A 25080-nucleotide genomic window follows, 5' to 3' on the forward strand; every position below is an offset into this window, starting at 1 on the left:
GGCTGCGGGTCGCGACCTTCAACGCGGCCCTCAGTCGGCGGGGGCCGGGGTTGCTGCTGCGCGACATCCTGACCACCGAGGACGCGCAGTCGGAGGCGGCGGCGCAGGTCGTCGCTGCGGCGCGCGCCGATGTGCTGTTGCTGACGGGCATCGACTGGGACCACGACCTGCTGGCGCTGGGGGCGTTTGCCGACCGGGTGGCGGCGCACGGGCTGCGCTATGACCACCGCTTTGCGTGGCGGCCCAACACCGGATGGCAGACGGGCCTCGACATGGTGGGGGACGGGCGGCACAACACGGCCGATGACGCGCAGGGGTACGGGGCGTTCACCGGGGTCAAGGGCATGGGCCTGCTGTCGCGCCTGCCCATCGCGCGGGCGGAGGCGCGGGATTTCTCGGGGTTTCTGTGGCGTGACCTGCCGGGCGCCCTGCTGCCGCAGGCGGCGGGCGCGGATGCCTACCCCGAGGCCGTCCTGGCGGTGCAGCGGCTGTCGACCACCGGGCACTGGGACGTGCCGGTGGTGCTGCCGGACGGCGGGCGCCTGCATGTGCTGGCGTGGTATGCGACTCCGCCGGTCTTTGGCGGCCCCCACGACCGCAACCTGCGCCGCAACCATGACGAGACGCGGTTCTGGTCGCTGTTTCTGGACGGTGCGTTACCGATGCCGCCGCCCGCGGGGCCGTTCGTGCTGATGGGGGATGCGAACCTCGACGCGCAGGCGGGCGACGGGATGTCGGAGGCGATGGCGGCGCTGCTGGCGCACCCGGCGCTGCAGGACCCCGCGCCCTCCAGCGCTGGTGCGCGGGCGGCGCGGGGTCCGGTGCCCCATGATCTGGGCACGGTGCTGTGGGACGGGCCGCGCCAGCCGGGCAACCTGCGGGTGGATTACGTGCTGCCCTCGGCCGATCTGCGGGTGCGCGGCAGCGGGGTGCTGTGGCCCGCCCCCGGTGATCCGCTGGCGGAGGTGGTGGCCACCGCCGCGCGCCACCGACTGGTGTGGGTGAACATCGCCCTGCCGTGACGCCTCCTCAGGCGAGGGTCTCGGCGTCGGCCCAGCGGACCGTGGCGTCGCCCGCGCGCATCCCCTCGCCCGCGCGGTCGAAGCGGAGGTAGGCGATCGCGCGGTCGCCCGCACGGGTGTGCAGCGTGCCGACCGGGCGCGTGCCGTCGGTGATCTCGGTCCCCGGCGCGGCGTCGCCCTCGACGCTCACGGTCACGAGGCCCTTGCGCAGCTCGGTCTTGTGCTTCATGCGCGCCGTCACCTCCTGCCCGACATAGCAGCCCTTGCGATGATCGACGCCGGCGAGGCGCTCGAACCCGGCCTCCAGGATGAAGGTCGCCTCGGGGTGCAGCTCGATCCCGGTCTCGGGGATGCAGTTGGCGACGCGGATGCCGTCCCAGTCGGTCTGCGGATCGCCCCCCGCATCCGGCCCGTACAGCCGCCAGCCGAGGGCGGCGTGGCGCGGATCGCACACCGCCCCCGGCGGCGGCGTGCCCAGCCCCCGGCTGACCTTCAGGTCGGTCGGTGCGATCTGCACATCGGCGCGCAGCCGGTACATCGTCAGCCGCCGCGCCAGCCCGTCCGCCAGATCGGCGTGGACGTCCAGCAGAACCGACTCGTCGTCCTCGATCAGCAGGAAGTCTGCCAGATACTTGCCCTGCGGCGTCAGCAGCGCGGCATAGACCGGCCCGTGGGCCAGCTTGCGCATGTCATTCGTCACCAGCCCTTGCAGGAACCCGATGCGATCGGCCCCGCTGATCCGCAACACCCGCCTGTCGTCGGCCCGTTCCCCCGCCATGCGTGCTCCTTCCGTCGAATTCCTGACAGACATAATGGGGTTTTGACCCGGTGGACAGGGGGGGGACGCGGCGCGTGTGCCAGATTGCCCCTACACCTTGGGGACGGGATGCGATAAGGAATGGTTTAACGTTGAACTATTCCCCGCGACCCGGGGGCGACACCAAGGGGGGAGGCAACCCATGGCCGCACGCAAGCCCGCAAGGGCGGCAAACGTCTCGCGCGAGGAGCTGTTGCAGCACTACCGCGACATGCTCCTGATCCGCCGGTTCGAGGAGAAGGCCGGCCAGATGTACGGCATGGGCCTGATCGGCGGGTTCTGCCACCTGTACATCGGGCAGGAAGCCGTCGTGGTGGGTCTGGAGGCCGCCGCCGAGGACGGCGACAGCCGCATCACCACCTATCGCGACCACGGCCACATGCTGGCCTGCGGCATGGACCCCAAGGGCGTGATGGCCGAGCTGACGGGCCGCGAGGGCGGATACTCCCGCGGCAAGGGCGGCTCGATGCACATGTTCTCCAAGGAGAAGCGCTTCTACGGCGGGCATGGGATCGTGGGCGCCAACGTGCCCATCGGTGCAGGGCTGGCGTTTGCCGACAAGTACAACGGCACCGACCGCGTGACCTTCACCTATTTCGGCGATGGCGCGGCCAACCAGGGCCAGGTCTATGAGACCTACAACATGGCCATGCTGTGGGCGCTGCCGGTGATCTTTGTCATCGAGAACAACCGCTACGCCATGGGCACCAGCGTGCAGCGCGCCACCAAGTCCCCCAGCCTGTGGGAACGCGGCGCCGCCTATGGCATCCCCGGCGAGGAGGTCGACGGCATGGACGTGCTGGCGGTGAAGGCCGCGGGCGAGAAGGCCGTGGCGCACTGCCGCGCGGGCAAGGGGCCGTACATCCTCGAGGTGATGACCTATCGCTACCGCGGGCATTCGATGTCCGATCCGGCCAAGTACCGCACCCGCGACGAGGTCCAGAAGATGCGCGAGGAACGCGACGCCATCGAGCAGGTGCGCCAGCTTCTGCTGACCGGCAAGCATGCCACCGAGGAGGACCTCAAGGCCATCGACCGTGACATCAAGGCCGTGGTCAACGGCGCCGCCGACTTCGCTCGGGAAAGCCCGGAGCCGGACGAGAGCGAGCTGATGACCGACATCTACGCCGACGCCTGAGGGGGGAAAACGATGGCAACCGAGATCCTGATGCCCGCGCTGTCGCCCACCATGGAGGAGGGCACGCTGGCCAAATGGCTCAAGCGCGAGGGGGAGGCGGTGGCGGCCGGCGACATCATCGCCGAGATCGAGACCGACAAGGCCACGATGGAGTTCGAGGCCACGGATGAGGGCATCCTGGGCAAGATCCTGGTGGCCGAGGGCACCGAGGGGGTGAAGGTCAACACCCCCATCGCCGTGCTGATCGAGGACGGCGAAAGCGCCGACGCCACCCCGAAGGCCGAGACGCCCAGGGCCGAGGCCCCGAAGGCGCCCGCGAAACCGGCCCCGGCCGAGGCAAAGGCCCCCGCGCCCCACCGCGCCCCCGAGCCCGACTGGCCCGCAGGCACCGAGACCCGCAAGCAGACCGTGCGCGAGGCCCTGCGCGACGCCATGGCCGAGGAGATGCGCCGCGACCCGTCCGTCTTCATCATGGGTGAGGAGGTGGCCGAGTATCAGGGCGCCTACAAGATCACCCAGGGGCTGCTGGACGAGTTCGGCGCCAAGCGCGTGATCGACACGCCCATCACCGAGCATGGCTTCGCCGGCGTCGGTGTCGGCGCGGCGTTCGGCGGTCTGCGGCCCATCGTGGAGTTCATGACCTTCAACTTCGCCATGCAGGCGATCGACCAGATCATCAACTCGGCGGCCAAGACGCTGTACATGTCCGGCGGGCAGATGGGCTGTCCGATGGTGTTCCGTGGCCCCAACGGGGCGGCCGCGCGCGTGGGCGCCCAGCACAGCCAGTGCTATGCCGCGTGGTATGCGCATATTCCGGGGCTGAAGGTGGTGATGCCGTATTCCGCATCCGACGCCAAGGGGCTGCTGAAAACCGCCATTCGCGATCCCAACCCGGTGGTGTTCCTGGAAAACGAGATCCTTTATGGCAAGTCCTTCGACGTGCCGGTGCTGGAGGATTTCACCGTGCCGTTCGGCAAGGCCCGGATCTGGCGTGAGGGCACGGACGTCACGCTCGTCAGCTTCGGCATCGGCATGACCTATGCGATGGAGGCCGCGGAAAAGCTGGCGACCGAAGGCATCTCCGCCGAGGTGATCGACCTGCGCACGCTGCGCCCGCTCGACACCGAAACCGTGCTGGCATCGGTGCGCAAGACCAACCGCTGCGTCACCATCGAGGAGGGCTTCCCCGTCGGTGCCATCGGCAACCACCTGTCGGCCGTGATCATGCAGGAGGCGTTCGACCATCTGGACGCGCCGGTGATCAACTGCACCGGCAAGGACGTGCCGATGCCCTATGCCGCCAACCTGGAAAAGCTCGCGCTGGTGACCACGGACGAGGTCGTCGCGGCGGTGCACCAGGTCACCTATCGCTGAGGAGGGCGCACCATGGCCACCGAGATTCTGATGCCCGCGCTCTCGCCGACGATGGAGGAGGGGACGCTTGCGAAATGGCTGGTCAAGGAGGGGGACACGGTCTCGGCCGGGGACCTGCTGGCCGAGATCGAGACCGACAAGGCCACGATGGAGTTCGAGGCCACCGACGAAGGCATCGTCGGCAAGCTGCTGGTGGCCGAGGGCACCGAGGGCGTGAAGGTCAACACCCCCATCGCCGTGCTGGTGGAGGACGGCGAGAGCATGGCCGATGCGGCGCCCGCCCCGGCCCCGGCGCCCGCTTCGGCTTCGGGACAGGCACAGGCGCCCGAGGCCGCGACGGCACCTGCCGCCGCGCCGCCCGCCCCGCAGGGCGCACAGGGACGGATCTTTGCCTCGCCGCTGGCACGCCGGATCGCGGCGGAAAAGGGCCTCGATCTGGCGACGATCAGCGGGTCGGGACCGCGCGGCCGGATCGTGCGCGCCGATGTGGAGGGGGCCACGCCGCAACCGGCCGCAGCGCCTGCCGCGACCGCCCCGGCGGCACCGCCCGCCGACAAGCCGGCCGCGGCAATGCCCACGGGCGCGGGCTTCGAGGCGGTGGCGAAGATGTTTGCCGACCGCGAGACCGAGGAGGTCAAGCTCGACGGGATGCGCCGCACGGTGGCCGCCCGGCTGACCGAGGCCAAGCAGACCATCCCGCATTTCTATCTCCGCCGCTCGGTGGAGCTGGACGCGCTGATGGCGTTCCGCGCGCAGCTGAACGCGCAGCTTGCGCCCAGGGGTGTCAAGCTGTCGGTCAACGACTTCATCATCAAGGCCTGCGCGCTGGCGCTGCAGGCGGTGCCGGACGCGAATGCGGTGTGGGCCGGGGACCGTATCCTGCGGCTGAAGCCCTCGGACGTGGCGGTGGCGGTTGCGGTGGATGGCGGGCTGTTCACGCCGGTGCTGAAGGACGCGCACCTCAAGACCCTCTCGGCGCTGTCGGCCGAGATGAAGGATCTGGCGGGGCGTGCCCGGACGCGCAAGCTGGCGCCACATGAATATGTCGGCGGCAGCTTTGCGATCTCCAACCTCGGCATGTTCGGGATCGAGAACTTCGACGCGGTCATCAACCCGCCGCACGGGGCGATCCTGGCCGTGGGTGCGGGGCTGAAGCAGCCCGTGGCGCGGCCCGACGGCTCGGTCGCGGTGGCGACGGTGATGTCGATGACGCTGTCGGTGGATCACCGGGTGATCGACGGGGCACTGGGGGCGGACCTCCTCAAGGCGATCGTGGAGAACCTGGAAAACCCGATGGCGATGCTGGCCTGACCGGACGGCGGGGGGCGCGCGCCCCCTGCCCCTCAGAACTCGCCGCGCAGGATCTGATCCATGCTGCGCGCTGGCTGCGCGCAGCCCGCCTCACCCACGATACGGGCGGGCACGCCGGCCACGGTCTTTTTCGGCGGCACGTCCGACAGCACCACCGAGCCCGCCGCGATGCGCGAACAGTGGCCCACGGTGATGTTGCCCAGCACCTTGGCACCGGCACCGATCAGCACGCCGTCACCGATCTTGGGGTGGCGGTCGCCGTCCTCCTTGCCGGTGCCGCCCAGCGTGACCGAGTGCAGCATGGAGACGTTGTCGCCCACCACGCTGGTTTCCCCGATGACGATGGAGTGGGCGTGGTCGATCATGATGCCCCGTCCGATCCGGGCGGCGGGGTGGATGTCGATGCCGAACAGTTCGGACATGCGCGACTGCACCAGAAACGCGAAGTCGCGCCGCCCCTGGCGCCACAGCCAGTGGCCCACCCGGTGTGCCTGCAACGCCTGGAAACCCTTGAAATACAAAAGCGGCTCGATCAGCCGATGGCAGGCGGCGTCGCGATCCTCGATGGCGACCAGATCGGCGCGCGCGGCGATGCCCAGGGCCGGGTCCTCGGCATAGGCCGCGTCCGCGACCTCGCGCAGGATCTGCGCGCTGAGGTCCGGCGTCGCCAGATGCTCGGCAAAGCGGTAGGCGAGCGCGCGCTCCAGCGTGTCGTGGTGCAGGACATGGGCGTGGACCACACCGCCCAGCAGCGGCTCGCCTTCGACGGCGCGCTCTGCCTCGGCCCGGATGCGCTGCCACACGGGGTCGAGGTCACGGGCCGCCCGGATGCCTGTCTGTGCCATTTGCGCCTCCCTCGCCGGTTCGTGATGATGAAGATAATACCCGGGCGCCGGATTCACACCACCGCCGGTGCGGATCAGCGCGCCGCCGGGCGCGGAGAGACGACGGCCGCCCAGAGCGCGCCGGCCACCGCCCCGCCCAGATGCGCCTCCCAGGCGAGCAGCCCGTCCAGCATCCAGAAGATCACGAAGTTGAGCAGCGCCAGCCCCACCACCGACAGCCACAGCGGCCGCATCGGAGCGCCGAAGCGGCGGCGGTCCTCCCACTCCCAGTATTTCCAGGCGCCGATCAGGCCGAAGACGGCGCCCGACGCCCCCACCATCGGCGCCCCCGCCGGGCCCAGCAGGGCATAGCCGATGCCGCCGCCGATCGCACCCACGCAGAACAGCACGACGAACCCGGCATCCGAACTGCGCGCCACGACGATCCCCGCCAGCGCCAGCGTCACCACCACATTGCCCGCAAGGTGCAGCAGCCCGCCATGCAGCAGCGCATAGGTGAGGAACATCGCCTCGCGCTGGAGCGGCCAGAGCGGCACGCCCCCCGACAGAAGCTGGTTCCAGAAGCCGAAATTCACCACCGCCCAGGTCCGCAGGCCATCACGGCCGAACAGTCCCGTCCCGTCGAGCAGGAAGATCACCTCGGGCAGGCACAGAAGCCCGACAACCCACAGGATCGCGGGGGTGTTGGGCCGGGTCGTCATGGGGGGAAGCCAATCGCTCATCGCGATTAAGTGCCAGCCCCGGGCCCGGTCCGCAAGCCGCTAAAGCGGCGAGGCGGGATCACCGCCCAGTGGCGCGCAGGACGACCACGACGGTGAACAGGATGATCTTGACGTCCAGCGCCAGCGACAGGCGACGGTCATAGCGTGCATCGCAGGCCGCGCGGAAGGCAAAGACGCTGTCGTTGCGCGCCGTGACCTGCCACAGCCCCGTCAGGCCGGGACGCAGGTTGAAATACGCCCGCCCGGGATACAGGTCCTGCTGCCCCGGCATCATGGGGCGCGGGCCGACGATGCTCATGTCGCCGCGCAGCACGTTGAAGATCTGCGGCAGCTCGTCGATGGAGGACTTGCGCATGAACTCGCCCAGGGCGGTGATGCGGGGGTCGTTGCGCAGCTTCTGGTGGGCGTCCCATTCGGCGCGCAGCGCGGGATCGCGGGCCAGATGCGTCTCCAGCGCCTGGTCGGCATCGACATGCATCGAGCGCAGCTTCCACATGTTGAAGACGCGCCCGCCACGGCCCACCCGGGGTTGGCAGTAGAACGGCCGACCGCCATTGAGCGACACCAGCAGCGCCATCAGCAGGATCACCGGCAGCGTCACCGGCAGCGTGAACAGCACGACCGCAAGGTCGAGCAGCCGCTTGCCATAGCGTCGATACAGCCGGAGCAAGCCATCCCCGCGCGCCCCGCCCTGCATCTGCCCCGAGGCAGACCCGCGATCCGTGGCGCCATGCTGCCCACCGAGAGAGGCGGCGGAGGCGAAATCATCGCTGCGCAAATGTGCCGTCATGATCTTCTCCCGAGGCCCGCTTGCATGGCCTCGTCCTGCTGTGGGGTTGGCACCCGCCTGCCGGATCGGGGCCCTGTTGACGTCCATGCCGTAACTGCGGCCGTACACCACCCGATCACGCCCCTTCGCGGCTGGCACGAAGTTAAGAGACTCCTAACTCGCCGGGCAAGCATCGGGCCAGAAAAAACCGAAGGGGCGTCGCCAATTAACCGAGATTTCACGAAATATCCTTAAAATGCCCGGAGAAGTGCAACAATCCTCCTGACCGTCGCCCCACAACCTCCGGGGCGCCCGCATCCGGGGCGAAAGATAGCCGCCGACACATCAACCAAAGGTTGAGATTCGCGATTCGTGGCGGCGATCAGAACCCGCTGATGCGCGGCAGCCAGGTCGACAGGGACGGCGTCAGCGTCAGCAGGAGCAGCACCGCGACATTGGCCGCAAAGAACGGCGGCATCTCGCGCACCAGCGCCAGCGGCGTGAGGCGCACCGCCGAGGCGACGACGAACAGCAGGCTGCCCAGCGGCGGCGTCGTCAGACCGATGGTCAGGTTCACGATCATCACGATGGCGAAGTGCACCGGATCGATCCCCAGCGCAAACGCGATGGGCGACAGGATCGGCACCAGGATCATCACCCCCGGCAGCGGGTCCAGAAACAGCCCGAACGCCAGCAGCAGCAGGTTGACCAGCAGCAGGAACGCGATCGGGCTGAGCTCGAGGCCGAGGATGAATGCGGCGAGGGACTGCGGCACGCTCTCGATGATCAGCACCCAGGCGAAGGCGCGCGCGGCGCCGAGGATCAGCAGCACCGCCGCACTCGTCAACGCCGCGCGCAGCAGGATCTGCGGCAGGTCGCGCAGCCGCAACGAGCGATAGACGAACATCCCGCACAGCAGCGCATAGGCGACCGCCATCACCGACGCCTCGGTCGGTGTGAAGATGCCGCCGCGGATGCCGCCGATGATGAGCACGATCAGCCCCAGCGCAGGCGCCGCATGCACGGTGGTGCGCCCGATTTCGGACCATGGCGGGCGCGGCGCATGCGCGCCATAGCCGCGCCGGTGGCTCATCCATGCATTCGCCGCAAGCAGCCCCAGCGCAAGGCACAGCCCCGGGATGATCCCGGCCACGAACAGCGTCACAACCGACACGTTCTGGTCCTGCATCGCGTACAGGATCATCAGGATCGACGGCGGGATGATCGGCCCGATCACGGCGGCCGACACCGTCAGCGCCCCGCCATAGGCGCGCGGGTATCCGCCCTGCTCCATCATGCGGGTCATCATCGCACCGGGCCCCGCCGCATCCGCCAGCGCCGAGCCGGAGATGCCCGCGAACATCGTCGACGACAGCACATTGGCGTGCCCCAGCCCCCCGCGCAGATGCCCCACCAGCGCCGAGGCGAAGCGCAACAGCACCGCCGTCATCGCGCCCCCGGTCATCAGTTCGGCCGCCAGGATGAAGAACGGCACCGCCAGCAACGGAAAGCTGTCTAGACCCGAGAACATCTCCTTGGCCACCACCAGCGGCGGAAAGCTGCTGCCCAGCGCCACCGCCACAAAGGCCGACAGCGCCAGCGCGAACGCCACCGGCACCCCCAGCAGCAGCAGCACCGCAAGGGCCGCGAACAGGATCTCAGCCATGCTGGCCCCCGGTCATGTCGTCCTCGGCCTCGGTCCGGCCCACGCGGATGAAGCGCGGCGCGATCAGCGCCAGATGCACCATCAGCAACGCGAACCCGATCGGCATGGCGGCATAGACGGTCCGAAACGACAGCCGCAGCGCCGGCGTGCGCTGGAAACGCGCCCGGTTCATGTAGTCCCAGCCCACCCAGACCATGTAGGCAAAGAACCCCATCAGCAGGCACACGAGGGCCGCGCGCAGCACCATCTGCACCCGGCCCGGCAGCGCGTCGCGCAGGCTCGTGATCGCCACATGGCCGCCCTGCCGCAGCACCAGCCCGGCCCCGAGGAAGGTCATCCAGATCATCAGGTAGCGCGCCAGCTCATCGGCCCAGGGGATCGATGTGTTGGCGAAGTAGCGCATGCAGACATTCACGAACACCACCCCCGCCATCACCGCCAGGCAGGCGATCACCACCCACGCGTTCAGCGCGACAAAGCCCTGCTCCAGGCGGCGCAGCAGCACGCGCATGGCGGTCTCCCCGGTGGCGGTGGCGCGAGTGGCGGTTGCGGGTGGGCGGGGGCGGCCGGAATGCCGCCCCCGCCGGAGGGACGGAGGATCACTCCGTCGCGATGATGGCCTCGATCAGCTCGGCGCCGAACTCGGTCCCGTAGGCGGCATAGGCATCCACCAGCGCATCGCGGAACGCCGCGCGCTGCTCGGCGGACAGCTCGCCCACCTCCATGCCCTGGGCGCGCAGGGTCTCGACGCCGCCGCTCTCGATGTCATCGACAAAGCCGCGCATGGCGGCGACACCGGCCTCGGCGCCCGCGACGAAGGCGGCCTGGTCCTCGGACGACAGCCCGTTCCACAGCTGCGGCGAGACCAGCAGGATGGCCGGGGAATACACATGGCCCGACAGCGTCAGGTGCTCCTGCACGTCCGACAGCCCCACCGAGACGATCACCGACAGCGGGTTCTCCTGCCCGTCGATGGTGCCCTGCTGCAGCGCGCCGATCACCTCGGGCCAGGCCATCGGCGTGGGCGCGGCGCCCAGCGTCGAGAAGGCGCGCAGGTGGATGGGGTTTTCCATCGTGCGGATGCGCAGGCCCGAGATGTCCTCGGGGGTGGCGATGGGGCCGCGGTTGTTGGTGATGTGGCGGAAGCCCTGCTCGCCCCAGGCCAGCGCCTTCAGGCCCACATCGTCGAAGCGGGCCAGCATGTCCTGACCGATCGGGCCGTCCAGAACCGCGCGCGCATGGCCAAGGTCGCGGAACAGGAAGGGGATGTCGAACACGCCCGCCTGCGGCACGAAGTTCGCCAGCGTGCCCGAGGACACGAGTGCCGCCTCGACGGTGCCGATCTGGATGCCCTCCACGACCTCGCGCTCGCCGCCCAGCGCCGAGGACGGGAAATGGGTGAAGGCAAAGCGGCCGTCGGTGGCGGTCTCCACCGCCTCCTGCCAGGCCAGCGCGCCGGCGCCGTAGTGCGATTCGGTCGCCAGCGCATAGGCGATCTTGACTTCGGTCTGCGCGATTGCGGGGGCGCCGGCGCAAAGCGCCAGCAGCGCCGCCGCGGGGAACGCGGTGTGCTTCATGGTGACTATCCTCCCTGTCGGATCACGTCCGATGGCGCGAAGTGTATGGCGCAGCCCGCAGGACGGATCAATCGGCATTCTCGGAAGCGGCGCGCGGCGCACAGGCCACGCCGAGGGCCGCGCTCGACTGCACCGCCAGGGCCAGGACACACAGCCCCGCGCACCAGATCCCCAGCCCCAGCCCCTGGGCGGGAAAGTCGATGCCCGCGTCGATCAGCAGCCCCGTCAGCCCCGGCCCGATCGCGGTGGAGACCACCATCACCACCGTCGCCAGCGCCCGCACCGAGCCAAGGTTGCGCGTGCCGTAGACCGCGGGCCAGAACGCCCCCCACAGCGAGGCGCCGATGCCCTGGGTCATCCCGATCAGCCCCAGCGCCACGAACCAGGTGCCCACCGCCTCGGCCGGGCCGATCAGCGCCACGCCCAGCCCCGTGGGCACCAGCAGCCCCACCAGCAGCCGGTGCGGGCCGAAACGGTCCGCCGCCCAGCCCGCCGCCAGCCCGCTGACCACCGACAGCACCGCAAAGACGACGTATCCGGGCGCCATCTGCGCCAGCGTCCAGCCCTTCACCTCGGCGATGTGAACCTGGTGGAAGAACACGACCGTGCCGATGAACCCCGGTGTCAGCAGGATCGGAAGCAGCGCGGGAAACAGCCAGTGGCGCAGCGCATCCGCCCGCGTCCAGTGCCGTCCCCCCATGCCGGGCGCCTCCGTCGCCACCGCCGCCGATTGCGCCGTCCGCTCGCGCCCCAGCGTCGCCAGCGCCGGCGCCACCGCAAGGACAAGCACCCCCGCCACCAGCACCCATGTCGCCTGCCAGCCGAGGGCCGCGATCAGCGCCACGGCCACGATCGGCAGCACCGCCTCCCCGGCGGAATGGCCAAGGTTGGCGATGGAGACCGCCCGCCCCCGCCGGGCCCGGAACCACCGCCCCATCGCGGTCATCGCCATGTGGCTGAACATCCCCTGGCCGCAGAACCGCAGCCCCACCAGCGCCAGCATCAGCACCCACAGCCCCGGCGTGAACGCGAACGCGAGCCCCGAGGCCGCGAACCCCAGCGCCATCAGGGGCGCCAGCCGCGCGGGCCGCACCGTGTCCGCCACCCCGCCGCGCGACAGCAGCAGCGCCGCCGACGCCAGCGTGGCCACCGTATATACCAGCCCCCACCCGCCATCGGTCAGCCCGAAGCGGTCCTTGATGTCCCCGGCAAACAGCGAAATGAACCAGGTCTGGCCGAACGCCGAGGCAAAGGTCAGCAGGAACCCGAAGCCCAGCCAGTGCCGGTTCGCGATGAGAAACTGTCGCATCCCATGGCGTTAGCACCTCGCCCGGCCCGACGCCAGAGCGCACCCCCCCCCGCCGCGGTGGCCGCCGCCACTGGACGCGTCGGGCGCCGGGTTGTAGCGTGGCACCGGACACCGGGTCCGCACGGCCCGCGCAGCGGGGAGCACAGACGACGTGAACGGCAACCAAATGCGCTCGACCGGGATTGTCCGCATTGCCGTGCGTCTGATCGGAGCTGTCGCCATGGGCATCCTTGCCGCCGCGCTGCTGGTCCTTGTCAGCCTCCAGGGGGGCACGCCGCAGGTCGAGCGGCTGTCGCCCCCGGTGCCCGAGGATGCCGAGTACGCCCGGGTCTTCATGCTGACGATGGAACATATCGGCCGCCAACCCGACCGCGCGGGCACCGTGACCGGCACGCCGGAGCAGTTCAACGGGCTGTTCCGCATCCTCGCGCGCAGCAACGACGGGCTGCGGCTGCGGACCGATCTGGAGGACGGCGCGGTGCGGCTGCGGGCGTCGGTGCGGGTGCCGGGGCATGACTGGGTGGGCTGGCTGAACCTGACGGCGGTGCTGCCGCCCTCTGCCGCCACGCCGGAGCCAACGGACCTGCGGATCGGGGCGCTTGCGCTGCCGCCGGGGCCGACGCTGCGGCTGATCGCGTGGGGCCTTGACCAGCGCTTCGGGCCGGGCACGGGGGCGCAGGCGCTGGACATGCTGTCGGGGCTCGCCGTGGAGGGGGACGCGGTGACCTTCGGCATCACCATGCCTGCGGGGTCCGAACGGCTGTTGTCGCGCAACGCGATCTCCGAGCTTTACGGCCGCGACATGGTCAGCCGCGCCCGCGTCGTCGAGGAGGTCACCTTTCTGGAGCAGCAGGTGGCCGCGGGCCGGCTGCAGCGCAGCGGCAGCTATGCCGACTGGTTGCGGGTCGTGATCGAACGCGCCGCCGAGGCCGGGCCCGACGCCACCGCAGATGCGGTGATGGCCGGGTTCATGGCGCTCAACTATCTGTGTGGCAGCGATCATTTCGTATCGGTGCTGCTGCCGCCATCGGGCGCGAACGATCCGCCCCTGCCCTCCGCCCGCCCCGGCTGCGGGCGCGCGGACCTGCGCGGGCGGGTCGACCTGCGCCGTCACTTCACCACGGCGGCGACGATCAAGCTGATCAGCAGCCGGAACGCGGCCGTCACCGCGGGCGAGGCGAAGGAGTTGTCGGACTCGATCCACAGCGGCTTCGACTTCACCGACATTGCCGCCAACAACTCGGGCATCCGGCTGGCGGTCCTGCTGGACGGCGCCACACCCGCGGACCTGCGTGCGCTGGCCGCCGGGATCGCCTCCGAGGACGACCTCATCATCGACCTGGACGGCATCCCGCAGATCATGGGGCGCAGCGCCTTCCGCATGCGCTTTGGCGAGCTTGACAGCCCGGAGTACCTCGCCGTCATCGACGAGATCGAGCGCCGTATCGATGCGCTGCCGATCCATGCCCACACCGTCGGCACAGGCCGCGAAGGCTGAGGCATCGGCGCAAAAGCCTTTGCCATGCCCCGCATCGCGTGCCTAGGATGCGGCGCGCGACCAGAAACGGAGACCTCCACTTGGCCACCCCCGCCCCCAAGCCCGCCAGCACGCCAGCCCCGGGCGCGCGCGTCACCGAGATCGAGATCGGCGCGCTGTCCAAGACCTTCGGGCGGGGCGCGCAGGCGTTCCGGGCGCTGTCGGATGTCTCGGTGAGCATCAACCGGGGCGAGTTCTTCACGCTGCTGGGGCCGTCGGGCTGCGGCAAGACCACGCTGCTGCGCCTGATCGCGGGGTTCGAGCAGCCCTCGGGCGGCACGCTCAGGATCGGCGGGCGCGAGGTCGCGGGCCTTGGCCCCAACCAGCGCCCCGTCAACACCGTGTTTCAGAACTATGCCCTGTTCCCGCACATGAGCGTGGCCGAGAACATCGGCTTCGGGTTGCGGATGCAGCGCCGACCCGCCGCCGAACGGCGCGAGACGGTCGACCGGATGCTGCGCCTCGTGCGGATGGAGGCGATGGCGGATCGCAGGCCCACGCAGATCTCGGGCGGCCAGCAGCAGCGCGTGGCGCTGGCGCGCGCGCTGGCGCCGCAACCGCGGGTGCTGCTGCTCGATGAGCCGCTGTCCGCGCTCGACCTCAAGCTGCGCAAGGAAATGCAAAGCGAGTTGAAGCGGTTGCAACTCGAGACAGGGATCACCTTCGTCTTCGTCACCCACGACCAGGAGGAGGCGCTGACGATGTCGGACCGCGTGGCGGTGATGTCCGAGGGCCGCATCCTGCAAACCGGCACCCCCGAAGAGATCTACAACCGCCCCGCCGACCGTTTCGTGGCCGACTTCATCGGGGACACCAACTTCCTCGATGCGGTGGTGCAGGACATCACCGCCACCCACGCGGTGGTGCGCCTGCCGGGAGGCGCGCGGCTGGCGGCCAACCTGCCGGCGGGCGGCGGCACAGCGGCGGGGGCCACGGTGACGGTGGTGATCCGTCCCGAGCATGCCCGCCTGGTGGGCGACAGCGCCGACGGCCCCGCCGACGAGGGCGCGGTGCTGTCGGGCCAGGTCGAGCGGTCGGTGTTCTTCGGCACCGACACCCATGTCCACCTGCGTCTTTCGGACGGCACGCCGTTTGTCGTGCGCCGCCAGAACACCGCCGCCGCCACCCCCCCGCCCGAGATCGGCCGCGAGGTGTCGGTTGCGCTCGCTGGGGGGGCGGTGCAGGTTCTTCGAAACTGAGAGGGAGAGCCATGGCGATCAAGCAGACCTCCGCGGCGACACCCGCCGCCGTGCCCGAGCGGCATGGCCACAAGTGGCTGCTGTCGGCGCCGGCGCTGATCATCCTGATCCTGGCGGCGTCCGGCCCGCTGCTGATCGTGCTGGTCTATTCCTTTCTGACGCCGGGGAACTTCGGCGGGGTGGTCTGGCGCTTCTCGACCGAGGCGTGGTTTCGGGTCTTCTTCAGCCGCGACATCTTCGATCCCGAGGTGGTCAGCCTCAATCACGCGCATCTGGCGATCTTCTGGCGCTCCGTGAGCCTGGCGCTGCAAACCACGGTGATCTGTGCGATCCTGGGATTTCCCACGGCCTGGTTCATCGCCACGCGGCCACAGCACACCCGGGCGTTCTGGCTGTTCCTGATCACCATCCCGTTCTGGACCAACCTGCTGATCCGCACCTTTGCCATCCAGGAGGTGATCCGCAACCAGGGCCTGATCAACACCACGCTGATGCGGCTGGGCCTGACGGATGCGCCGATCCAGATGATGTACACCGACTTCGCGATCCTGGTGGGGATGGCCTATGTGTTCCTGCCGTTGATGGTGCTGCCGCTCTATGCCGCGATGGACAAGCTCGACATCCGGCTGATCGAGGCGGGGTATGACCTGTACGCCAGCCGCTGGCAGGTGCTGCGCCGGATCGTGCTGCCGCTGGTCAAGCCGGGGTTTGTCGCGGGCTCGATCCTGGTGTTCATCCCCTCCATCGGGGCGTTCGTGACGCCGCGGGTGCTGGGGGGCGGGCGCAACATGATGCTGGGCAACCTGATCGAGTTGCAGTTCGGACAGGGCCGCAACTGGCCGCTGGGGGCGGCGCTGGCGATGACGATGCTGGTGCTCGTGGTCGGCGCGCTGATCTTCTACATCCGGTATGTCGGGCGGACCGAGGATGCGGGGCGCGAGCATGGCTGAACGTCGGGTCCGGTCCTTTTCCATCACCCGCCTGCCCGGCTTCGGGGTGATCGCGCTGGCGACCTTCGTGCTGCTGTACGTACCGATCGTGACGCTGGTGGTGTTCTCGTTCAACGCGCAGGCGTCGATGTCGACCTGGGGCGGGTTCTCGCTGACGTGGTACGAGGCCGCGTTCAACAACCGCCAGGTGCGCGAGGTCTCGATCCGGTCGCTGTGGCTGGCGGTCGTGGCCTCCGGCCTTGCGACGATGGTGGCGACGCTGGCGGCGCTGGCGACCACGCGGACCTCGCGGTTTCGTGGGCAGACGATGATCTATGCGCTGATCAACCAGCCGCTGATGGTGCCCGAGGTGGTCACCGGGGTGGCGCTCCTGATCTTCTTTGCCGCGATCCGTGTGCAGACCGGCTACAGCGGCATGGGGTATCTGGTGATCGCGCACACCGCCTTCTGCATCCCCTTCGCCTATCTGCCGATCAAGGCGCGGCTGGAGACGATGGACCTGACGCTGGAGCGCGCGGCCGCCGACCTCTATGCCAGCCCCTGGCAGGCGTTTCGCCACATCACCCTGCCGCTGGTGATGCCCGGCGTGATGGCGGGGTTCATGCTGGGCTTCGTGATCTCGCTCGACACCGTGGTGATCACCGAATTCGTCAAGGCCGCCGGGCAGGACACGCTGCCCACCTACATGCTGGGCCAGCTGCGCCGCCAGGTCACCCCCGAGATGAACGCCATCGCCACGCTGTTCCTGGCGCTGTCGGTGGTGGCGGTGACGATCTTCTTCGTGCTCTCGCGCAAGCGCGCCTGAGCCCACGCCTTTCCTGCGTCCGCGCAAGCGCGCGCGCCAAGACCTTCACCTGCGTCCGCGCAAGCGCGCGCGCCAAACCGATCCACCACAGGGAGACCCGAAATGACCCACCCCCGCAGCCTTGCCCTTGGCGCCGCCGCGCTGATGGCCACCACGTCGCTGGCCGGTGCCGAGACGCTGAACCTGTTCAACTGGGGCAACTACACCAGCCCCGAGCTTCTGGAGAAGTTCGAGGCCGAGACCGGCATCCGCGTCACCCTGACCGACTTCGACAGCAACGACACGGCGCTGGCGCGCGTGCGCCAGGGCGGGCACGGCTTTGACATCGTGGTGCCGTCCAACAACTACGTCGAGATCTGGGTCGACGAGGGGCTGGTGCTGCCGCTCGACCTGGACATGATCCCCAACCACGGCAACATCGATCCCAACTGGATGGACGCGGAGTTCGACCCGGGCCGTCTCTATTCGGTGCCGTGGGCGTGGGGCACGACGGGGATGGTCGTGAACTCCTCGATCTATGACGGCGACCCCAACACCTCTGCCATCGTGCTGGACCCGCCCGAGGCGCTGCGCGGGCGCATCAACGTCGTGCCCGAGATGGCGGACGTGATGACCATGGCCATCCGCTTCCACGGCGGGCAGCAGTGCGACGCCGACACCGACCTGCTGCGGCAGGTGCGCGACACGCTGATGCAGGCCAGCCAGCACTGGCTGGCGCTGGATTACGGCACCGTGGACGGCTATGTCGCGGGCGATTTCGCGGCCGGGCTGAACTGGAACGGCGCGTCGATGCGCGCACGGCTGCAGAACGACGACATCGTCTATGGCTATCCGCAGGAGGGGTTCTCCATCTGGATGGACAACGCCATGGTGCTGGCGGACGCGCAGAACCCCGAGGCCGCGATGACGTTCATCAACTTCATCCTGGAGCCGGAGAACGCGGCCCTGATCTCCAACTTCGCGCGCTATGCCAACGGCGTGACGGGCTCGGAGGCGTTCATGGATGAGGTCATGCGCGAGGCCCCCGAGATCATCATCCCCGAGGAGCTGCTGGCCGCCGGGCAGTTCTCGGTCATGTGCCCGCCCGAGGTGAACGACATCTACACCCGGATCTGGACCGAGCTGTTGCAGTAACCGCCCGCCCGGCCCCGCCCGCGCCGGGCGGGGCCGCGCCCGGGCGCCTTGCACCGCGCCCGGCGCGCCACTATCACAAAGGCCCCGACACCGGACCGGAGGCCCCCCCTGTGATGACGGACGATCCCCAGACCCTCGTGTCGACCGACTGGCTGGCCGCGCATCTGGCCGACCCGGACCTGCGGGTGCTCGATGCGTCGTACTACCTGCCCGACATGGGGCGCGATGCGCGCGCCGAATACGCCGAGGGCCACATCCCAGGTGCGCGGTTCTTCGACATCGACGACGTCGCCGACAGCCGCTCGGAGCTGCCGCACATGGCCCCGCCGCCGGAGAAGTTCATCAGCCGCATGCGCGCGATGGGTGTGGGCGACGGCCATCAGGTGGTGATCTATGACGGCGCGGGGCTGTTTTCGGCGCCCCGCGTGTGGTGGACCTTCCGGCTGATGGGCAAGACCGACGTGGCGGTGCTCGACGGCGGATTGCCGAAATGGCGCGCCGAGGGGCGGCCGCTGGAGGACATGCCCCCCGTCCTGCGCGACCGCCACATCACCGTCAGCCGTCAGGCGGGTCTGGTGCGCGATGTCACCCAGGTCGCCGCCGCCGCCAAGCTGGGCGATCACGAGATCCTCGACGCCCGCTCGCCCGAGCGGTTCCGCGGCGAGGCGCCGGAGCCGCGCGCGGGCCTGCGCGCGGGTCATATCCCGGGATCGAAGAACCTGCATTACGCGACCCTGCTGAGAGCCGACGGCACCCTGAAGGACGAGGCCGGCCTGCGTGCCGCCTTCGCCGCCGCCGGTGCCGATCTGGGCAAGCCGGTGATCGCCACCTGCGGGTCGGGGGTGACGGCGTGCATCATCGCCCTTGCGCTGGAGCGGCTGGGCCACCGGCGCCACTCGGTCTATGACGGGTCGTGGTCGGAGTGGGGCATGTATTCCGACCTGCGCGTGGAAAAGGGCTGAGCGCGATGGCCGTGACCCCCGCAGGCACCCGCGTCGAGTACCGCATCACCTATCTGGGGATGCAGGCGCGCCCGACCTACGACTGGCCGCAGATGCCCTCGGACCGGGTGGCCGCGTCGCTGCTGTGCGCGGAGGGGCCGCCCGTGTGGTATTTCCGCGCCCTCTACGAAGCCGTGGGCCGGGGTCACGCCTGGGAGGATCTGCTGGAGGAGCCCGACGCGGTGCTGGCGGGGTGGCTGGCGACGCCCACGGTGCGGCTGTGGACGCTGTGCCGGGGGGGCTGGCCGCAGGGGTTCTTCGTCCTCGATGCCACCGACGAGGAGGAGACCGACCTGTCCTATCTCGGCCTCGTGCCCGATGCGGTCGGGCTGGGCTACGGGCGGTATCTGCTGCGCACGGCGATCCTGACGGCGTGGGAGCGGCCGGGGATGCGGCGGCTGACGGTCAACACCTGCTCGCTGGACCATCCGCGCGCGCTGGCGATGTACCAGCGCTCGGGCTTCGAGGTGATGCGCGCCGAGGACCGCAGCCGCGTGCTGCGCCACGATCTGGACACCGGGCGGTGGCGGCCGTGACGGGGCTGCTGGGGGCGCTCGCGGCGCCCGCGCCGGACCCCATCATCGCGCTGATGCAGCGCCTTGCCGCCGATCCCCGCGACGGGCGCATCGATCTGGGCGTGGGTGTCTATCGCGACGCTGCGGGGCGCACGCCGGTGATGGGCGCGGTGGCCGCCGCCGAGGCGCGCATATTGGCCGCGCAGCAGACCAAGGGATATCTGGGGCTGGCCGGCGATCCGGGCTTTCTGGCGGCGATGGTGGATCTGCTGCTGGGCGCCTCCAGCGACCGGGTTGCGGCGGTGGCCACGCCCGGCGGGTCGGGCGCGCTGCGCCAGGTGCTGGCGCTGGTGGCGCAGGCAAACCCGGACGCGCAGGTGTGGATCGGCGTCCCGTCCTGGCCCAACCACGCGGCCATCGCCGAGGGGTTGGGACTGGCGGTGCGGCCGCATGCCTATCTCGATGCGGGCGGCGGCGTGGACACGGCCGCGATGCTGGCCGATCTGGAGGGGGCGCGCGCGGGCGACGTGGTGGTGCTGCATGCCAGCTGTCACAACCCCTCGGGCGCGGATCTGACGGGCGACGACTGGGCGGCGGTGGCGGACCTATGTGCGCGCCGGGGCCTCGTGCCGCTGGTGGACGTGGCCTATCAGGGCTTTGGCGCCGGGCTGGAGGAGGACGTGGCCGGGCTGCGTCATCTGGCCGGCGGCCTGCCGGAGGTGCTGGTGGCCGCCAGCGGCTCCAAGTCCTTCGGGCTTTACCGCGAACGGGTGGGGCTGGCGCTGGCGCTGTGCGCGGGACCGGCCGAGGCGGGGCGCGTGGGCGCGGCGCTGGCGGCGTTGAACCGGCGCAACTTTGCCTTTCCGCCCGATCATGGGGCGCGGGTGGTGACCACGATCCTGCGCGACCCGGTGCTGTGCGCGGACTGGCGGGCGGAGCTGGCGGGCATCCGCCGCCGCGTGCAGGCCAACCGCTCGGCCCTGGCGCAGGCGTTGCGCGTCGCCACGCAGGGTGCGGGCTTCGACGCGCTGGAGCGGCAGCGGGGGATGTTCTCGCTGCTCGACCTTGCGCCCGACCGGATCGAGGCGCTGCGCGAGCGGCATGCGATCTATCTGGTGCCCGACGGGCGCATCAACATCGCCGGGCTGACCCCCGCTACGATCCCCACCGTCGCCACGGCCATCGCCACCGTGCTGCGCGGCTGAGGCGGTCATCGGCGGGACGGGCGCACCAACCGCCCGCACACCACCCGCCCGGCGCCTCACGTCCAGGCGGTCAGCCCGCGCGGCTGACCGCGCCGCGCACGCCGTCCCAGCCACCGGGCACCAGCGCCAGACCCAGAACGCGGTCGGGGTTGGTGGGGGGCGGCATCTCCACCCCCTCCAGCCGGACAAAGCCGAAGCGGCTGTAGTAGGGCGCGTCGCCCACCAGCATCACCCGCGCCCAGCCTAGCGCGCGCGCGCGGGCAAGGCTCTCGTCGATGAGCCAGCCGCCCAGGCCCTCGCCCTGCCGGGTGGGATGGACGGCGACCGGGCCCAGCAGCAGCGCCGCCTGCCCGCCCACCGACACCGGCCAGTGCCGGATCGCAGCCGCCAGCACCCCGCCGTCGCGCAACGTCAGGCACAGCGCGGCCACCGGGGCCACATCCGCACGCAACCGATAGGACGACAGCGCCTCGCGCCCCGGCGCAAAGCATAGGTCATACAGCGCCTCCACCTCCCAGAGGTCCTCGGGCCGTTCCAGGGCCAGTTCCACCGCATCCCTCCCCGCCGCCGCCGGCCATGCGCACTGGCGGCGCCGGTAGCATGCGGCTAGGTCAGGGGCAAACCGCCCGCGACCGCCACAGGAGAGAGCATGTTCTATCGCCCCGAAGACGGCCACGGCCTGCCGCACAACCCGTTCAACGCCATCGTGGCGCCCCGCCCCATCGGCTGGATCTCCAGCCGGGGCGCGGACGGGTCGGACAACCTTGCGCCCTATTCGTTCTTCAACGCGGTCGCCTATGTGCCGCCGCAGGTGATGTTCGCCTCCACCTCGGCCAAGCCGGACCGCGACGGCACCAAGGACACGGTGGCCAACATCCGCGACACCGGGGTCTTCTGCGTCAACATCGTGGAACGGGCGGCGGCGGCGGCGATGAACCGCACCTCCGGTCCCTGGCCGCGCGACACCGACGAATTCACCGACGCGGCCATCGCGCGCGCCGAGTGCGCCACCATCGCCTGCGCGCGCGTGGCCGACGCCCCCGCCGCGCTGGAGTGCCGCCTGATCCAGATCGTGGAGCTGCGCGGCGCGCACAACTTTCTGGTGCTGGGCGAGGTGACGGGCGTGCACATGCGCGACGACTGCGTGGTCGACGGACGCTTCGACGTGACCCGCTTCCACCCGCTCGCGCGGCTGGGCTACAAGGACTACACCGCCGTGTCGGAGGTGTTCTCGCTGGAGCGTCCCGGCGAATGAGACCGCCCGCGCGTTCGTGACCGGACGGCGCCCCCGCCCATGCCTTCCCAAGGCCCGCGCCAGGGGCTAGGGTCCAGCGTGCGCCCTTTCTTCCGGCAACAGCCCCCGCCACCACCACCCCACAGGTTGTCCATGATGCACCCCCTCGCCCGCCGGACCCTCGCCCGCCGGACCCTCGCCCGCCGGATCGTCACCGCCCTGCAACGGCCGCTGCCCAGGGCGCTGCCGCATGTGCTGGCCGCCGCGGTGGCCGCCGCGCTTGCCACGCCCGCCGCCGCCAGCTTCGAGACGCGCGCGACCTCGGCCATCGTGGTGGACTTCAACACCGGCACCATCCTGCTGGAAAAGGATGCCGACACGCCGCTGCCGCCCGCGTCGATGTCCAAGCTGATGACCCTGAACATGGTGTTCGAGGCGATCGAGGACGGCCGCCTGAGCCTGGACACCACCCTGCCGGTGTCGACGCGCGCGAGAGAGATGGGCGGTTCGCGCATGTTCGTGGAGGAGCGCCACCGCCCCACGGTGGAGGATCTGATCCGCGGCATTGCCGTGCTGTCGGGCAATGATGCGACCGTCGTGGTGGCCGAAGGGCTGGCCGGCACCGAGGAGAATTTCGCCCGCCAGATGACCGAGCGCGCGCGCGCGCTGGGCATGACCGGCACCACGCTGATGAACGCCTCCGGCTGGCCCCACCCCCAGCACCGCATGTCCAAGCGCGATCTCGCGATCCTGTCGGAGCGGCTGATCCGCGACTTTCCGCAGTATTACCCCTATCTGTCGGAGCTGAGCTTCACCTGGAACGACATCACCCAGTCCAACCGGGTGCCGCTGCTGACCGCCGGAATCGGGCTGGACGGGCTGAAGACCGGGTTCACCTCGGCGGCGGGGTTCAGCCTCGCGGGATCGGCCGAACAGGGGGGGCGCCGGGTGATCTTCGTCATCGGCGGCCTTGGCAGCGAGCGCGAGCGCGCCGAGGAAGCCGAGCGCATCATCAACTGGGCCTTCCGGCAGTTCGCCGAACGCCGTGTGCTGGCCGCCGGCGCCCGTGTCGCCGAGGCCGAGGTCTGGCTGGGCGAGGCGCGTCAGGTCGGCCTCGTGGTGCCCGAGGATCTGGTTGTGCTGGTGCCCGCGCTTCAGGCCACCGACGCCGTCACCGCCGAGGTCGTCTATGACGGCCCGCTGGAGGCGCCGGTGCGCGCGGGCCAGCGGGTGGGCGAACTGGTGGTGACCCTGCCCGACCTTGCACCGCTGCGGGTGCCGCTGGTGGCGGAATCCGACGTCGGGCGCGGCAATTTCGCCGTGCGGGTGCAGGCCGCCGCCGGGGTGCTGTGGGATCGCGCGCGCGCAGCCATGAGCGACCGTGCCGCCGGCCTGTGACGCGGGCATGAGCGGCGTGTTCATCACCTTCGAGGGCATCGACGGCAGCGGCAAGTCGACCCAGGCGCGCCGTCTGGCGGACACCCTGCGCGCGCGCGGCCGCGACGTGGTGCTGACGCGCGAACCCGGCGGCGCGCCGGGCGCCGAGGACATCCGCGCGCTGCTGGTCGAGGGCGCGCCCGGCCGCTGGTCGGCACAGGCGGAACTGCTGCTGTTCACCGCCGCGCGCCGCGACCATCTGGAGCGCACGATCGCGCCCGCGCTGGCGCGCGGGGCGGTGGTGATCTGCGACCGCTTCGCCGATTCCACCCGCGTCTATCAGGGCCTGCGTGGCCCGCTGCGCGGCGCCGCCGACCGGCTGCATGCCGAATTCATCGGGGTGGAGCCGGCGCGAACCTTCGTGCTCGACCTAGACCCCGCCGACGCGGCGGCGCGCGGGCTGGCGCGCGGCGCCGCGCAGGACCGGTTCGAGGCGATGGGCCTCGCGTTCCAGACCCGGCTTGCGGCGGGCTTTCGCGCGCTGGCCGCCGAATTCCCCGACCGCGTGCGTCTGGTGCCCGCCGACGGCCCCGAGGACGCGGTCGCCGCCCGCATCGACGCCCTGGCGGCCGAGGTCCTGCCGTGAGCGCAGGCGACATCCCCGAGGCCGACCGCATCGACGGCGTCCCCCACCCGCGCCACACCGCGCAGCTGTTCGGACAGCACGCCGCCGAGGCGGACTTCCGCGCCGCGCTGGCCGGCGGGCGGCTGCATCACGGCTGGCTGCTGACAGGCCCGCGAGGGGTGGGCAAGGCAACGCTGGCTTGGCGGCTGGCGCGGGCACTGCTGGCGTTCGGCACGGGGGCAACGACCCTGGATGTGCCCGCCGATCATCCCGTGGCGCGCCGTATGGCCGCCCTGTCCGAAGGTCGCCTGCTGCTTCTGCGCCGCGCCTGGGACCCGGAGAAGAAACGCCTGCCCGCCCGTATCGGCGTGGACGAGGCGCGCCGGTTGCAGGAGTTCCTGACCCTCAGCGCCGCCGACGGGGGCTGGCGCGCGGTGATCGTGGATGCCGCCGACGACCTGACCCCCGAGGCCGCGAACGCCCTTCTCAAGCTGCTGGAGGAACCGCCACCCCGCACCGTGCTGTTCCTGGTGTGCCACCGCCCGGCGGCGTTGCTGCCCACCATCCGCTCGCGCTGCCGGCCGCTGGCGCTGGCGCCGCTGGGGGCCGGGGACATGGGCCGGGCGCTGGACCAGGCCGGGGTCGCGGTCGAGGACACCGCGGCGGTGGCCGAGTTGGCCCACGGCTCGGTCGGGGCGGCGGTGGGGCTGGTGACGCTGGAGGGGACGGCGCTTTATGCCCGGCTGGTGGGGCTGCTGTCGGGCCTGCCGCGGGTGGACCGCACCGGGCTGCTGGCGGTGGCGCAGGCGATGGGCGGGCGCGGCGCCGAGGATCGGCGCGATCTGGTGTTCGACCTGCTGGGCCAGTGGCTGATGCGCGCCGCGCGCACCGGCGCGGGCCACCCGCCCCCGGCCGAGGCCGCCCCGAACGAGGCCGCGCTGTGCGCCC

Annotated in this window: 25 protein-coding genes; 16 read left to right on the forward strand and 9 right to left on the reverse strand. The window is 70.6% G+C overall.

Annotated features, from left to right (window positions below; translation table 11 throughout):
• The coding region (locus CCR87_RS14540) for an endonuclease/exonuclease/phosphatase family protein (protein WP_338048938.1) at nt 1-1022 on the forward strand (1022 nt) is incomplete at its 5' end.
• A gap of 7 nt (nt 1023-1029) precedes the next feature.
• On the opposite strand, the gene ygfZ is transcribed toward CCR87_RS14540, so the two are convergent.
• The gene (gene ygfZ, locus CCR87_RS14545; protein WP_201158258.1) at nt 1030-1800 is read right to left on the reverse strand and encodes a CAF17-like 4Fe-4S cluster assembly/insertion protein YgfZ; all 771 of its coding nucleotides are present in this window, start codon (nt 1798-1800) and stop codon (nt 1030-1032) included.
• A gap of 181 nt (nt 1801-1981) precedes the next feature.
• Between ygfZ and pdhA the strand changes: the two genes are divergently transcribed.
• The 3 genes from pdhA to CCR87_RS14560 are packed head-to-tail and all read left to right on the forward strand — an operon-like array spanning nt 1982 to nt 5662.
• A complete protein-coding gene (pdhA, locus tag CCR87_RS14550) occupies nt 1982-2977 on the forward strand; it encodes a pyruvate dehydrogenase (acetyl-transferring) E1 component subunit alpha (RefSeq protein WP_201158259.1) in 996 nt (331 codons plus the stop codon).
• Nucleotides 2978-2989: 12 nt separating this feature from the next.
• On the forward strand, nt 2990-4351 hold the full coding sequence (locus CCR87_RS14555; RefSeq protein WP_201158260.1) for a pyruvate dehydrogenase complex E1 component subunit beta: 1362 nt from the start codon (nt 2990-2992) through the stop codon (nt 4349-4351).
• Between the two features lie 12 nt (nt 4352-4363).
• Nucleotides 4364-5662, forward strand: a complete 1299-nt coding sequence (locus CCR87_RS14560) for a pyruvate dehydrogenase complex dihydrolipoamide acetyltransferase (RefSeq protein ID WP_201158261.1) — start codon at nt 4364-4366, stop codon at nt 5660-5662.
• Nucleotides 5663-5694: 32 nt separating this feature from the next.
• On the opposite strand, the gene cysE is transcribed toward CCR87_RS14560, so the two are convergent.
• The 7 genes from cysE to CCR87_RS14595 form a co-directional block, all read right to left on the reverse strand.
• Entirely contained in the window at nt 5695-6507 is an 813-nt protein-coding gene (gene cysE, locus CCR87_RS14565) for a serine O-acetyltransferase (RefSeq protein ID WP_201158262.1), read from the reverse strand.
• 74 nt (nt 6508-6581) lie between these two features.
• Complete coding sequence (locus CCR87_RS14570) at nt 6582-7229, reverse strand: rhomboid family intramembrane serine protease (RefSeq protein WP_201158263.1); 648 nt, start codon at nt 7227-7229, stop codon at nt 6582-6584.
• Between the two features lie 58 nt (nt 7230-7287).
• The gene (locus tag CCR87_RS14575) at nt 7288-8019 is read right to left on the reverse strand and encodes a sugar transferase (protein ID WP_242512045.1); all 732 of its coding nucleotides are present in this window, start codon (nt 8017-8019) and stop codon (nt 7288-7290) included.
• Between the two features lie 361 nt (nt 8020-8380).
• Nucleotides 8381-9664, reverse strand: a complete 1284-nt coding sequence (locus CCR87_RS14580; RefSeq protein ID WP_201158264.1) for a TRAP transporter large permease — start codon at nt 9662-9664, stop codon at nt 8381-8383.
• On the reverse strand, nt 9657-10175 hold the full coding sequence (locus CCR87_RS14585; protein ID WP_338048939.1) for a TRAP transporter small permease: 519 nt from the start codon (nt 10173-10175) through the stop codon (nt 9657-9659). Before CCR87_RS14585 ends, CCR87_RS14580 begins: the two co-directional genes overlap by 8 nt.
• 88 nt (nt 10176-10263) lie before the next feature.
• Nucleotides 10264-11241 carry a TRAP transporter substrate-binding protein gene (locus tag CCR87_RS14590; protein WP_201158265.1) on the reverse strand — a complete coding sequence of 326 codons (978 nt, stop codon included), beginning with the start codon at nt 11239-11241 and terminating at the stop codon, nt 10264-10266.
• A gap of 67 nt (nt 11242-11308) precedes the next feature.
• Nucleotides 11309-12550: an MFS transporter gene (locus tag CCR87_RS14595; protein ID WP_201158266.1), complete on the reverse strand. Its 1242-nt coding sequence runs from the start codon at nt 12548-12550 to the stop codon at nt 11309-11311.
• 220 nt (nt 12551-12770) lie between these two features.
• Here CCR87_RS14595 and CCR87_RS14600 point away from each other — a divergent pair, with 220 nt between their 5' ends.
• The 8 genes from CCR87_RS14600 to CCR87_RS14635 all read left to right on the forward strand — a co-directional run bounded on the left by CCR87_RS14600 (nt 12771) and on the right by CCR87_RS14635 (nt 20896).
• Nucleotides 12771-14048: a hypothetical protein gene (locus CCR87_RS14600; protein WP_201158267.1), complete on the forward strand. Its 1278-nt coding sequence runs from the start codon at nt 12771-12773 to the stop codon at nt 14046-14048.
• Between the two features lie 80 nt (nt 14049-14128).
• Complete coding sequence (locus tag CCR87_RS14605; RefSeq protein ID WP_420850181.1) at nt 14129-15286, forward strand: ABC transporter ATP-binding protein; 1158 nt, start codon at nt 14129-14131, stop codon at nt 15284-15286.
• 11 nt (nt 15287-15297) lie between these two features.
• Entirely contained in the window at nt 15298-16236 is a 939-nt protein-coding gene (locus CCR87_RS14610) for an ABC transporter permease (protein WP_201158269.1), read from the forward strand.
• Nucleotides 16229-17041, forward strand: a complete 813-nt coding sequence (locus CCR87_RS14615) for an ABC transporter permease (protein ID WP_201158270.1) — start codon at nt 16229-16231, stop codon at nt 17039-17041. Before CCR87_RS14610 ends, CCR87_RS14615 begins: the two co-directional genes overlap by 8 nt.
• Before the next feature lie 102 nt (nt 17042-17143).
• Entirely contained in the window at nt 17144-18175 is a 1032-nt protein-coding gene (locus CCR87_RS14620; RefSeq protein WP_201158271.1) for an ABC transporter substrate-binding protein, read from the forward strand.
• Between the two features lie 113 nt (nt 18176-18288).
• Entirely contained in the window at nt 18289-19137 is an 849-nt protein-coding gene (sseA, locus tag CCR87_RS14625) for a 3-mercaptopyruvate sulfurtransferase (protein ID WP_201158272.1), read from the forward strand.
• Nucleotides 19138-19142: 5 nt separating this feature from the next.
• A complete protein-coding gene (locus CCR87_RS14630) occupies nt 19143-19712 on the forward strand; it encodes a GNAT family N-acetyltransferase (RefSeq protein ID WP_201158273.1) in 570 nt (189 codons plus the stop codon).
• On the forward strand, nt 19700-20896 hold the full coding sequence (locus CCR87_RS14635; RefSeq protein WP_338048940.1) for an amino acid aminotransferase: 1197 nt from the start codon (nt 19700-19702) through the stop codon (nt 20894-20896). The genes CCR87_RS14630 and CCR87_RS14635 overlap by 13 nt, the downstream gene beginning before the upstream one ends.
• Nucleotides 20897-20966: 70 nt before the next feature.
• Here CCR87_RS14635 and CCR87_RS14640 read toward each other — a convergent pair whose 3' ends face one another.
• Entirely contained in the window at nt 20967-21446 is a 480-nt protein-coding gene (locus tag CCR87_RS14640; protein WP_201158274.1) for a GNAT family N-acetyltransferase, read from the reverse strand.
• Between the two features lie 99 nt (nt 21447-21545).
• Between CCR87_RS14640 and CCR87_RS14645 the strand changes: the two genes are divergently transcribed.
• The 4 genes from CCR87_RS14645 to CCR87_RS14660 form a co-directional block, all read left to right on the forward strand.
• Nucleotides 21546-22151, forward strand: a complete 606-nt coding sequence (locus CCR87_RS14645) for a flavin reductase family protein (RefSeq protein WP_201158275.1) — start codon at nt 21546-21548, stop codon at nt 22149-22151.
• Between the two features lie 135 nt (nt 22152-22286).
• Nucleotides 22287-23528, forward strand: a complete 1242-nt coding sequence (locus tag CCR87_RS14650; protein ID WP_201158282.1) for a D-alanyl-D-alanine carboxypeptidase family protein — start codon at nt 22287-22289, stop codon at nt 23526-23528.
• A 7-nt stretch (nt 23529-23535) separates the two neighbouring features.
• The gene (tmk, locus tag CCR87_RS14655; protein WP_201158276.1) at nt 23536-24153 is read left to right on the forward strand and encodes a dTMP kinase; all 618 of its coding nucleotides are present in this window, start codon (nt 23536-23538) and stop codon (nt 24151-24153) included.
• The coding region (locus tag CCR87_RS14660; RefSeq protein ID WP_201158277.1) for a DNA polymerase III subunit delta' at nt 24150-25080 on the forward strand (931 nt) is incomplete at its 3' end. The genes tmk and CCR87_RS14660, both read left to right, overlap by 4 nt.

The organism is Rhodobaculum claviforme (assembly GCF_016653255.1).
Classification (GTDB): domain Bacteria; phylum Pseudomonadota; class Alphaproteobacteria; order Rhodobacterales; family Rhodobacteraceae; genus Rhodobaculum; species Rhodobaculum claviforme.